The following is an 11,646-nucleotide window of genomic DNA, read 5'->3' as shown; positions in this document are numbered from 1 at the left end:
ACTTAGTGGACGTCGGCCGATGCTTTGTTGTTGTCGGCGCGGCGTTGGAGAGGGTCAAGAAGTGCATTCGCCCCCCGGTCTACATGGCCAAGCCAGACAGCGATGCTGGGCAGCAGGAGGCCCGCGACTACGCGAATGACTATCTCAGAAAGCTGGTGCACGTGGAGCTGCCTGTCCCCACTCGTGAGCAGATGCTCACCCGGCTGCTGGAGCCGCGGCAGGAGAGGCAGCAACAATCCCAGCAAATCGCCAGGAGGCATCTGCTAGAGCGTGCAGGCTATGCAGGGGCGGTCCTGGTGCTCTTGGCTGCGGTATGGATGGCCATGGGAATCGGAGCACGATTGCACGACCATGGTGCTGGCGATATACCTCTGCTGGATATAGCGCCATCGGCGTTAGCCTCTTCCGCGGTGGCTCCTTCTGCATCATCAGCTACTAGACCCGTTGCAGAAGCCCCTTCTTCACCCGCGAGCGGTGGACAGGGGCGGCGGCTGGCCGTAGGACCATTTGATAGGCAAGGCATCGTCCAGTTGGAAACGGCCGCGGACAAGCGAGCTTTGCCGGCAGCACCTTGGTACGTCGCACTGCTTTGCATCGCTGTGGTTGGCGCCGCGCTTGGCTGGAAGCGCCTGCGTCGCTATCGCGATGCAGTAGCGGTCGCCCTCGGTGGCGCAATACGTGAACACGACTCTCCGCGCTTCCTCAACGCGCTTCGACTGTGGGGGCCGCTCGTCATCGCCTGTGACCCGACGCCAAGGCAAGTCAAGCGCTTCTACAACCGCGCGCGGCTCCTCGCCGCTTTTGAGTCTGGCGCACTCGGGATAGACGAGGTGCAACTCGTTGCGCTTGCCGCGGCGGATCAAGCGACGCCTGAACTCTTCAAGTTCATCGACGATAACCACGTCGACACAGATGTGAACTTGACCTCCGTCCTGAAGGGCGCGGACACGGTAGCGACCTCACGAATGACTGAGAAGGAGAAGAAGATCTGGCAGGAGCACATCAAGGTGGCAGGCCGCGCTCCCACCGTCGATGAACTCAAGCGCTTCCGGCAGCGAGTTGCCGGATTGGAGGTGCGCTAGCCGCCACCACAGGTGTTCTGGGTCGGCGCGCGAGGGGCATGCAAAGCATCCCGACCTTCTCACGCACGCGGAGTTTCTGGTGGCAGAGCCCCGCGCGGCTGGACGGGAGCCTATTGCTGCTTCACAAGGGCTCTTTCTCACTGCTGTTTACATTGTGGGAGCGTCGCTCTGCTAGCAGCCGCTTCAGCAGATCCCACAGACCCGGTTGCGTTTGGATCTGCCATCAGACTGAACTAGGCCAGTAGCTCGCAAGCTCGGTGCGTGCGCGGCGGCGAATCTCCTGCGTTGGCCGGATGACTACGAACCAATTCCGGGACACGGCCAGGAGCAGCCTGTCGCAACCGACCACATTCCGGTAGCCTCCAGTGATGACTTCAAATCCGCGAAGACTCTTCCGAAAGGTGCTCGACGAGACGAGTGATCCCGTAGCAGCCATCAGGGCGGTGAGGGAGGTCTTCGGTCTTTCGGTCAGTGAGGCCAAGAACGTGTGGATTCAGGCAACTGGCCAGGCGGCGGGCCTTGACGAGCATCAAGAGAAACTCGCCGCAGCGCTGCCAAGGATCGTGTGTCCGAAATGCCTCTCTGACACGACAGTGGTTCGCAAGATGCACACCCGGCCAGCCGGTTTGGGGTATGGCGATGTCAGTAGTGCTGAGATCGCCAATCCCGATTTCGTCAACGGATTCTGGTGCTCCACATGCCAAGTTGGGTTCGTCCCAGATCACTTGCTCGACGACCTTGGCCTTGTCGCGGTTAGGCCGATCTAGTTGGCAGAATTCGGCCAGGAGCCGTCGGCCACGGGCGTCTCCTATGAGGTGGGCTGCTTTCTGGAAGCGGCGTGAGAAGATCGAACGCTCATCGAAGAGCATGCTGCGGCCGCCAGTCAAGATGCCCCGCCTGGCTACTTACAAACGATGGAAAAAGACGACGCTCATTCCACACGGATCACTGAGGGCAACCCGGCGCTCGACACGTTGAAGTGCTCTTGGAGGACTGCCAAGTACTCAGACGAGGACGGCATCGGACCGATGGGCTCGTTGTTCGAAGCCGGCGACGCGCTGGTGGCCGTGGCACGGTTAGACGAGTTGGGTACCACCATTCTGGGGAGCGGCATCATGGTCGGGCCCGGCCTCCTGTTGACGGCGACGCACGTACTCGATGAATTTCCAAAGTCAGGAAGTGGTCCAGCGTTCCTGACCTTCTTGCCTTCCGGTTCGAGAGCATGGTTGCCGGTTTCAACGATCACGTCGTCCAGAACCAGTGCGTTCGACGAGAATCGGTCGACGGCTTACGACATCACGTTGGTCAGTTGTACCCTGAACTCAGACGCGCACGACCAGCACCCTTTGACACTGGCTCCGATACACGTGGCTCTCCCGTTGATTGGTGACCGGCTATGGGCCTTCGGCTACTGCCATACGCACATCGAAGACGCGGCGGCAATGATTTCGCCAACGGTCAGTTCGGGTCTCGTGACGGCAGTGTTTCCGCACGGCCGTGGAGAGCGGATGCCGGCATCTTGCATCGAAGTCGAGATGGAGACAATGGGAGGGATGAGCGGCGGACCTGTCGTCAACGCAGCGGGTCAAGTCATCGGCATCGTTTCCTCATCTCTCGACGGCGGACCCTCGTACGTCACCCTCGTATGGGACGTGTTGCGTATGAACATCCGTAGCGCCCTGCCGTGGCTTGCCGATCACGGCGAAATAAGCCTTTTCGGTGCACACGAACTCGGCCTCGTGAAGCTGACTGGACAGGTCAAGCGAAAGAGAGGAACCAAAGACGTCGTGATGACGATGTCTGAGCAGGAAATGCTTCTCTTCATTGGAGCATCGGATCCCAAACTTATCGAGCAATCGAGAGCCGAGAGCGAAAACCGACTTGACCGAGAGTGGGTCGAGAAATTCGAAGATGAATGGGGAAACGACCTTGAAGACGCAGCAGAGCGCGCCGCCATGAAGTTTCTTTCTGAGCGAAAGGTTGAGTTTGTTGCCGAGTGTTTGCAGACCCTGGACATTCCCGAGCACTGCCTGAAAGAGATCCGCGAGTTCAATGTCGATGACAACCATGGTCCTGACTACCCAGAAATCATCAAGGCCGAGAGGCGCGAAGACGGAACCATTGGCATCTCGTTCAGCTTTGAAATGCCTCATGTCATGTGGGAACTCAGCATCTCAGCTGAGGCGTACGTTGTGCACGCAGCCGACTACGAAGAATACTTCTGGAACGTAGAGCTTGACGGCTCGTTTGCGCGCATGCAAGCCTTCCAGCACTGCTATTTTGAGATGGACTTGACGTTCGATTCGGTGAATGAGCTTTTCGTCAACGCCAAGATCACACGCACTGGGACGATGCGAGAGACCAGAAATCCTCGACGTCCGAAGGCCGCTTGAGGCCGCCCCAAGGGCTTGTAGGTCGTAAGCAGGCTGTTCTGGCACGAACGAATGTTGACTGCTGTGACAGCCGCAGGCGAACTTAAGGTGAGGTCTTGGGAAGCTCTGGAAAGGAGTGCGGCCATCGAGAAGCTTGAAGTAAGATACATCGGATATTTGCCAACGGACTATTTTGTACTAGTCGAGGGCAGCATTATTATCGCTGGCACGTATGCGCCCAGCTCCGACAATGGGGCATCACCTGTGGATGTCTATTCGCCAGTCATACTGCATGATCAAGATGCTGGTCCCGCGAAGATCGTGTCACAGTTCCAAACCCGATTCGACGCATTGTGGAAGGGCGCGCATGTGCGCGCCTTGGTTACGGCACAACCAACTCCCTGAGCTGAGCAAACGAAAATGATGGGTTGAGATGCCTTCCGCAGCCCCTCCGGCGGATCGCGCCTACCTGTGCGTCTGCTCCTTGTTGAGGCTCATCCACTCGCGAGCTACTTTCAGGCACTTTTCCATCTGGCTCTCGGCAAGACCGGGCAGGTTGAGTGTGTCCTTCTCTTCTTCGATACAGTCGTTGAGCGCGATCCTGAGGCTCGTAGCCTGAAATGCGCCGAGCGGCCCTGACAACAGCTCGAAAGGTTCAATGCCCTTGGGAAGACGGGTCCTACTATCTACGACCACAAAGGCAATACTCTTTGGATTCAGATCCTGCACACCGGATAGATCGGTTCCTTCAAGTCTTGCTCCGTAGAACAGCGTTCGCGCCCAATCAGTGCCTGACAGTGATGCATTGCGCAAGTCGGCGCCAACAAAGGAGTTTGGGCCTCGTTGAGACGAGATGCTGGCGTACCTAAGGTCTGCTCTTAAGAATTCGCTTCCACTCAATGAAAAAGGCCAGAGAGAGGCGAAACGCAAGTCAGCGTTGCTGAAGTTCGCATTAATTATTCCTCCGAAGGTGATTGCCTCTCTTCGACGGTAACCCAGTGCGATTTCACGCGCTCCGAGAATCACTCCCCACCCTTCGACGTTCTCAGTAGCAACGCCAAACTTCATCATCCGCAGGTCAGCGCCAGAGAAATCCGATCCGGCTAAGTCGCTTCCACTGAAGTCAGCCTTTATCAGAGTGGAATTCTTGAGGTTAAGCCCAAGCAAGTACCTGTTTGTCAAGCTCTGCCCAACGATGCGGGTAAAATCCTTCGGCTCTTCGCCACTCCACTTATCCGGTAGGACGGTCAGGTTCGAACCACTTAAGTCAGCATTCAGACGCGATTGACTAAATGCCAGCGAGTACGACGCAATCTTTGCAGGAAGCCCCGGACTGGCCTTGCTAGAGCTGCCGCGACGCGAAGCATACATATAGCCCTCGGGTCCGCTGTACTCGATATACGGCCGGCTTGCTTCGAGCGTCGAGAAGGCAAGGCTTCCCCACCACAACATCCCGGTTGTCAGGAAGACCGTCACGCCGAAGCTTGCCAGGATTCCGCGAAGGCTTCTCCACGATTCCGTCCCGACTTCAGTTCGTCTGCGGAGAGTGCGTCGCATAAGCCGCCGGCAATGCCAGGTGAAGACGGCTGCAAACGACAGAATGGCAGTCTGAGATGTCAGCAAACCGACATGCTGACTCGGTAGGCTTCTCTGCAGCAGGACTGCAATTGTCAGCGGAACAAGCCACCAGATCAGCAGTTTGGATAGCGACTGGCCTGACCGGTCGAATGCAACTTCGCTCTTACGAAGCTGTGGAGTTTCGCTCCGAATCACGTCCGCTAGCAACCATGAAAAGGCGCGACGGTCGAGTCGCTGGCCGTCCGGAAATCTTGCAGGCAGCCATGCCAAGCATTCCCATAGACGCTGCAGGTGTAGATGAAGATATACGTGAAGAGATAGCAGCAGTCCGGGCGCGACCAGGAAAAACGTTGTCGTCGCGATGTCTACGCCGACTGCGGGAAGTTTAGCTGTGCCCGAATTCAGGACAAGGCTTGCGTCGCTAGTTGAGCCGACGGTGAGCCAGCAATAGAAGCACGCTGCCACGATCAGGAGTGCCAGCTTCTGAGTCTGAGCGGCGATATCGGTTGCCGTTGACACCAAAGGGAACTGGTCTAGTTGCTCAGGCAACGTGGCGCCGGTGAGATCGGTGCCGGCGAGCGCGCGCCCAGTGAGACCCTTAGAGTTGGCCAGCTTGGCCTTGCGCAAGCTGCTGTCGTAAAGTACCGCATCGTCCAGAAGAGCACCCGTGAAGTCTGCGTCATCCAGGCTAGCGCGCCTGACTTCCGCGCCGGACAAGATTGCCATCTGCAGATTGGCGCCCATCATGTTTGCGCCAACCAAGCTCATCCCAGACTCAGTGAAACACTGACCTCTCCGGCCATTCGTGGATAGCCACTCCTGGTGGAGCGCTAGTCGAGCTGCGAGATCAACCATTTCGTCTCCGACGTGGGTGGCGCGTCGGCAGAATACATGACGCGCACTGCAACCGAGTACCGTGTTCGACTCACCAGCGGAGGGGGCGAAAGATATCAGCCAAGGCCTGACATGAACTTCCGGCCGGCCGTATGCGGCTGCTTTGGGCCGCGGAGTCCACGGCAATGAAGGGTTGCTCCGGGTCGAGTCGAGCCCGTCGCGTGAAAGGGGACCGGTCGTTCATTGCCAGTGCCCCTGCAGTGACGCCGCGGGCGTCGGCTGTCTGACGGTTTGCCGACGCTCACGGCGTGGCCTGCTGTAGCAGCGAAGGTCAGCTTGATGCCAATGACCGTGAGTTCACCCGATCATCGCCACCGACCGCAACCGCTGCGTTGCCGACATCCCGTCAGCTCCGATGGCGGCGAATCGGCCGCGTCGGGTCCCGCCGAAACCGGGCCGTTCTCCTGCGTCGATCCCTGGCTCGCTCCGGCGGCTGCCCACGCTTTAGCGCTGCCCCTGAAAGTCATCGAGCCCTAAACACCAGCCCCCGGCTTTCGTCTTGGATATGTCCAGTCACGTGTCTCGCGTGCCTGGGTCATTTCTTCGAAGACACAGCCGACCATGCCCGCTTCCACGCCGAATCTCGCTGCCGCTCAACGCATTGCCGAACGCTTTGCTGCCCTGACGGACGCCCAGCGGCGAGCCGCCTACGCGAAGATGCAGGCGGAGGGACTGCACATGGCGCAGTTCCCGGTGCCGCGGCGCCAGGCGGGGACGGATGGGACCGCGGCTTGTGCGCTGTCGCATGCGCAGGAGCGGCAGTGTTTCCTGTGGCGGCTGGAACCGTTGGGCACGGCCTATCACATGGCCGAGACGCTGCGGCTGCAAGGTGCGCTGGACGAGGCTGCGGTGTGTGCGGCATTCGGAGCGCGTACACGCCTTTCGACCTGGCGCGCGGGCCGTTGCTGCGCGGCTTTTGGCGCTGGGCGCGCAGGCGAACGAGGGCCTGCGTTCGATCAATGGGTTGAGTTCTGATCCTCCTGGGCGACGCCATGGTCCAGCACAGTCAAACCTGAAAACAGCCCTCCAACTCCGCCCGGTCTTCGGCGGACAGCCCGAGCTGCCTGGCTTTGTTTTGCCAGGTACCGAGCACGGTCTTGAGGCGGGCCAGGTCTTCCTGGGCTTGCTGGGGGCGGACGCGGTAGAGGCTGGCGGTGGACAGAACGGTGGCCAGGTCCGGCTCGGTGCTGGCGTCGTCCAGGGCCAGGACGTGCACATCCTTCTTGGTGGACGGGTTCAGGTCGTAGGCGGGGGCCAGGCGCCAGCCTGTGGCCTCGCGGATGAAGCCGTGGTTGCGCAGATGGTCGTCGCGGTTGGCCACGGCGACATTGAAGAGAACCCGCCGGAAAAGCTCCCGCAGGTCTTGTTCAATCTTGCCCTCCACGCCTTGCTTGGAGGCAATGAACTCGGCCAGGTCCAGGTAGGACGCGTCTTCGCTGTCGCTGCGGCCGAGCACGGCCATGGCAGAGGTGAAGAAGCGCCGGTGGCCGTCCTGGCGGTCGAAGCGCTGCGTGACGAAGGTGTGGTGACCGTGCCCGATGCGCTCAAGCCGGGCCTGGGCCACGTTGAGTCCGAACTCTGCGGCGAGCTGATGCACGAGCATCTCGCGCAAGGCCCAGTCGTGGTCGTCGTCGGCGCCGGGGAACTTGGCAATCCACAGGCGCCCCTGGCCGTCCTGCAGGTTGGCCTTGGGGCGGGCGCCGCCAAGCGAGGCGCCGGGCGCCACGAGCACCTTGAGCCACTGCTGCAGCAGGCCGAGGTCGTCCACCTTCTTGCGCGTGAGCGCCAGGGCCACCGCCTGCAACTCGCCCATGTGGGTCAATGCCGGCGCAGCAAGCGCCTCGTTGGCCAGGGTGCTGCCGTCCACGAACACGGGCGGCGGCCCCTGCTTGAGTTGCTTGTCGCTTTGCAGCGCGGAAAAGCGCAGTGCCCCCATTCGCGTCACATCCTGGACGCCCAGGAAGAAGTCCCAGGGCCGCAGTTCGCGGCGGGCGCGTTGCTGTTGCTTCGCCTCGACCACCTCGCGACGCTTCATCAGCGTCTGCCCCCAGCGGTCGGGGCAACTGTCCATGAAGATGCCGAAGTTGGCGTCCTTCGGGTGGAAGTTGCCGCTGGCCAGCGAGAGCTCCGGGTCCAGCGCAAAGGCCTCTGCGCGCTTCAGCCACAGCGGCGAATATTCGAAGCGCACGGACTCCTGCCCCGCGCGGTGCAGTCGTCCCAGGTGGGTCAGTGGTCCGAATGTAGGGTCGTCGAGCCAGACCTCCAGCCCATCGGGGAGCGTGTGGATGACCGGTGCCGCGCCCGCGGCCAGCGCCTTCTTGCCGCGCGCGCTCATGAAGCAGCACCGCCTTCCGCCGGCATGGCTGGTGCGGCCGGCTTGGACGAAGCAGAGGAAGCCGACGAAGCGGGACTGACCTCATTGACCGGTTCCGGCCCCTTCTTCCGCTTTGGCGCACGCCTCGGCACGCCCAGTTCGGCATCCTGAAGCCGGCGGCCCACCGGATCGTCTGCCGCAAGCAGGTCCAGGTCTTTTTCCAGCCCGAGCACCGCCAGTACGCGCAGGTAGGTGCCCATGGTGACCGAGGCGTCCCCCTGCTCGACCTTGTTGAGGGTGGGGCGCGAAACCGATGCCCGCTCGGCCACCTGCGTGACCGTGAACCGTCGCCGTAGGCGAGCCTGGCGCAGGCGTTGCCCCAACGCGCCCAGAAGGCGCGACTGTGAGGGGTAGAGAGGCGGTGCTTTTGCAGGCATAAGAGAAATCATTATGACCAATATGGCAGGTAATTGCCATGAATGGAGACGCTTACCCGGTGGTTTCGTGGCTTGAGCCAATCGGTTGGATAACAGAAAACATTCTTCGCATTTTTCTACCTCAATGGCAACCATGGCTTCCGTTGCCAGCCGGCGGATCGAAGCATGCCTGCCGCGCGCTTGCGGCCCCCCGGCGCCGGGCTTTCCATGCCGCTCACCCTAAACACCAACCCCCGGCTTTCGTCTTTGACCATGTCCGGTCTCGCGTTCGTCGCGTGCCCCGGTCGTTCCTTTCAAGACACAGCCGACCATGCCCGCTTCCACGCCGAATCTCGCTGCCGCTCAACGCATCGCCGAACGCTTTGCTGCCCTGACCGACGCCCAGCGGCGCGCCGCGTACGCGAAGATGCAGGCCGAGGGGCTGCACATGGCGCAGTTCCCGGTGCCGCGGCGCCAGGCGGGAGCGGATGGGGCGGCGGCCTGCGCGCTGTCACATGCGCAGGAGCGGCAGTGGTTCCTGTGGCAGTTGGAGCCGCATGGCTCGGCTTATCACATGGCCGAGACGCTGCGCCTGCAGGGGCCGCTCGATGAAGCCGCCTTGCGCGCGGCGTTCCAGGCGCTGGTGGCCCGGCATGCAGCGCTGCGCACCGTCTTCCGGCCGGGTGAAGACGGCTTGCCGCAGCAGCTGGTTCAGCCCGTGCAAGCGCTGGACATTCCGCTGTGGGCGCATGACGGCGACACGCCTGACAGCGGCGACATGCAGGCTCGCCTGCACACGCTGGTCCACACGCCGTTCGATCTGGCGCAGGGCCCGCTGCTGCGCGTGGCGCTGATCCGCCTGGGCGCGCAGGACCATCTGCTGGCCGTGGTGATGCATCACATCGTCTCGGACGGCCGGTCGCTGCAGATCCTGGTGGCCGAGTTCGCCGAGCTGTACCAGGCGGCCTGCGCCGGCCAGGCCGCTGCGCTGAAGCCCTTGCCCGTGACCTATGCCGACTACGCCCTCTGGCAGCGCCAGTGGCTGGCGGCTGGCGAGAAGGAGCGCCAGCTGGCCTACTGGCGCGCGCAGCTGGGCGACGAGCATCCGGTGCTGCAACTGCCCACCGACCACCCGCGCCGCGCGGACGGCCGCTACACCGCGGCCCAGCATGGCCTGGACCTGCCGCAGGCGCTGGTGCAGGGCTTGCGCCGCCAGGCCCAGCAGCAGGGCGGCACCTTGTTCATGGCCTTGCTGGCGGGGCTGCAGGCCTTGCTCTACCGCCATACCGGCGAGGCGGACATGCGCGTGGGCGTGCCCATTGCCAACCGCCATCGCAGCGAGACCGAAGGCGTGGTCGGTTTTTTCGTCAACACCCAGGTGCTGCGCAGCCAGCTGCATGACGGCTTGCCGCTGCAGGCCTTGCTGGCGCAGGCCATCGAAGCCTCATTGGGCGCGCAGGACCATCAGGACCTGCCGTTCGAGCAATTGGTCGAAGCCCTGCAGCCCGAGCGCAGCCTGGGCAGCAGCCCGCTGTTCCAGGTGCTGCTGAACCATCAGCGCCAGGCGGCCACCGCCAGCGTGCAAGCCATTGCCGGCTTGCAGGTGCAGAGCCTGGCGCCAGCCACGCCTGCGGCGCTGTTCGAGCTGATGCTGGACGTGGCGGAGGACGAAGCAGGCCAGCCGCGCCTGAAGTTCGTCTACGCCCGTGAACTGTTCGAGCCGGCCAGCATCGCGCGAATGGCTGGCCACTACCTGGCCTTGCTGCAGGCGCTGGTGGAGGCCCCCGCGCAGCCGCTGGGCCAGGTGCCGCTGCTGGGCGCTGCCGAGCAGGCACAGCTGCGCCAATGGCGACAGCCGCTGCTGCAGGACGCGCCGGCGGCGCCGCTGCATGCATTGATCGAAGCCCAGGCGCAGCGTCAGCCCGCGGCCATCGCGTTGACGCTGGGCGACGCGCATGTCAGCTACGCCGAGCTGAACCAGCGTGCCAACCGCATTGCGCATCAGCTGATCGCGCGGGGCGTGGGGCCGGAGTGCAAGGTTGGCCTTGCGGTTGAGCGTTCGATCGAACTGGTGGTTGGCATGCTGGCCATCCTGAAAGCCGGCGGCGCCTACGTGCCGCTGGACCCGGACTATCCCGCCGAGCGCCTGGCCTACATGGTCGAGGACAGCGGCCTGGCGCTGCTGCTCAGCACCAGCGCGCTGCGAGCCAAGGTGCCGGTGCCGGCCACGCTGCCGGTGCTGTGCCTGGACGCGACGCCGCCTGCTGACGCCTACACCGACAACCCGGCCCGCGCTGCGCATGTGGACCAACTGGCCTACGTCATCTACACCTCCGGCTCCACCGGCCGGCCCAAGGGCGCGCAGCTCAGCCATCGGCACGTGGCGCGCCTGCTCAGCGCCACCGCACCGTGGTTCGGCTTTGGCCCGCGGGATGTGTGGACGCTGTTCCATTCCTACGCCTTCGACTTCTCGGTCTGGGAGATCTTCGGTGCGCTGTGCACCGGCGGCCGGCTGGTGGTGGTGCCGTACTGGGTCAGCCGTTCGCCGGCGGACTTCATGGCCTTGCTGCGCAGCGAGCAGGTCACGGTGCTGAACCAGACGCCTTCGGCCTTCCAGCAACTGGTGCACCTGCCGCACCTGCCCGAAGAAGAGGGCGCCGCGCCGCTCGCGCTGCGCCAGGTGATCTTCGGCGGCGAGGCGCTGGAGCCAGAGAGCCTGCGCCCGTGGTTCGACCGCCATGGCGATGAAATGCCGCGGCTGGTCAACATGTACGGCATCACCGAGACGACGGTGCATGTGACCTACCGGCCCATCACCCGTGCCGACCTCGGCTTGGGCAGAAGCCCCGTCGGCCGCGCCATTCCGGACCTGGGCCTGCAGGTGCTGGACGCGGCACTGAACCCGCTGCCAATCGGCGTGCCGGGCGAACTGCACGTCAGCGGTGCCGGCTTGGCGCGCGGCTACCTCGGCCGGCCCGGCCTGAGTGCCG

Annotated in this window: 8 protein-coding genes; 4 read left to right on the top strand and 4 right to left on the bottom strand. The window is 62.9% G+C overall.

The annotated features are described in order from the left end of the window. The coding region (locus tag FKP22_RS31905; protein WP_211361355.1) for a hypothetical protein at nt 1–1,082 on the top strand (1,082 nt) is incomplete at its 5' end. A gap of 374 nt (nt 1,083–1,456) precedes the next feature. On the opposite strand, the gene FKP22_RS09705 is transcribed toward FKP22_RS31905, so the two are convergent. Next, the gene (locus FKP22_RS09705) at nt 1,457–1,951 is read right to left on the bottom strand and encodes a hypothetical protein (RefSeq protein ID WP_141287291.1); all 495 of its coding nucleotides are present in this window, start codon (nt 1,949–1,951) and stop codon (nt 1,457–1,459) included. A gap of 45 nt (nt 1,952–1,996) precedes the next feature. On the opposite strand from FKP22_RS09705, the gene FKP22_RS09700 reads away from it, so the two are divergent. Beyond that, the gene (locus FKP22_RS09700) at nt 1,997–3,475 is read left to right on the top strand and encodes a trypsin-like serine peptidase (RefSeq protein ID WP_141287290.1); all 1,479 of its coding nucleotides are present in this window, start codon (nt 1,997–1,999) and stop codon (nt 3,473–3,475) included. Between the two features lie 444 nt (nt 3,476–3,919). Here FKP22_RS09700 and FKP22_RS09695 read toward each other — a convergent pair whose 3' ends face one another. Next, nucleotides 3,920–5,800, bottom strand: coding sequence for a pentapeptide repeat-containing protein (locus FKP22_RS09695; RefSeq protein WP_170200827.1), 1,881 nt, complete (start codon nt 5,798–5,800; stop codon nt 3,920–3,922). A 687-nt stretch (nt 5,801–6,487) separates the two neighbouring features. Here FKP22_RS09695 and FKP22_RS09690 point away from each other — a divergent pair. Further along, nucleotides 6,488–6,901 carry a hypothetical protein gene (locus FKP22_RS09690; RefSeq protein WP_141287288.1) on the top strand — a complete coding sequence of 138 codons (414 nt, stop codon included), beginning with the start codon at nt 6,488–6,490 and terminating at the stop codon, nt 6,899–6,901. Between the two features lie 31 nt (nt 6,902–6,932). On the opposite strand, the gene FKP22_RS09685 is transcribed toward FKP22_RS09690, so the two are convergent. Both FKP22_RS09685 and FKP22_RS09680 read right to left on the bottom strand, forming a co-directional pair. Next, nucleotides 6,933–8,261, bottom strand: coding sequence for a type II toxin-antitoxin system HipA family toxin (locus FKP22_RS09685; RefSeq protein ID WP_141287287.1), 1,329 nt, complete (start codon nt 8,259–8,261; stop codon nt 6,933–6,935). Then, a complete protein-coding gene (locus tag FKP22_RS09680) occupies nt 8,258–8,812 on the bottom strand; it encodes a helix-turn-helix domain-containing protein (protein ID WP_231013191.1) in 555 nt (184 codons plus the stop codon). Before FKP22_RS09680 ends, FKP22_RS09685 begins: the two co-directional genes overlap by 4 nt. Before the next feature lie 175 nt (nt 8,813–8,987). Here FKP22_RS09680 and FKP22_RS09675 point away from each other — a divergent pair. Then, nucleotides 8,988–11,646: amino acid adenylation domain-containing protein (locus FKP22_RS09675; RefSeq protein ID WP_141287286.1), on the top strand; the 2,659-nt coding region annotated here is incomplete at its 3' end.

The organism is Ideonella azotifigens (genome assembly GCF_006519715.1).
Lineage (GTDB): Bacteria > Pseudomonadota > Gammaproteobacteria > Burkholderiales > Burkholderiaceae_C > Ideonella > Ideonella azotifigens.
This window is presented reverse-complemented; position numbering and strand designations above follow the sequence as displayed.

What these genes read in the sequence shown, in the direction of transcription:
- FKP22_RS09700 (WP_141287290.1), top strand. Translation starts at nt 1,997, where the DNA reads ATGGAAAAAGACGACGCTCATTCCACACGGATCACTGAGGGCAACCCG.
- FKP22_RS09685 (WP_141287287.1), bottom strand. Translation starts at nt 8,261, where the DNA reads ATGAGCGCGCGCGGCAAGAAGGCGCTGGCCGCGGGCGCGGCACCGGTC.
- FKP22_RS09680 (WP_231013191.1), bottom strand. Translation starts at nt 8,812, where the DNA reads ATGGTTGCCATTGAGGTAGAAAAATGCGAAGAATGTTTTCTGTTATCC.
- FKP22_RS09690 (WP_141287288.1), top strand. Translation starts at nt 6,488, where the DNA reads ATGCCCGCTTCCACGCCGAATCTCGCTGCCGCTCAACGCATTGCCGAA.
- FKP22_RS09695 (WP_170200827.1), bottom strand. Translation starts at nt 5,800, where the DNA reads ATGAGCTTGGTTGGCGCAAACATGATGGGCGCCAATCTGCAGATGGCA.
- FKP22_RS09705 (WP_141287291.1), bottom strand. Translation starts at nt 1,951, where the DNA reads ATGCTCTTCGATGAGCGTTCGATCTTCTCACGCCGCTTCCAGAAAGCA.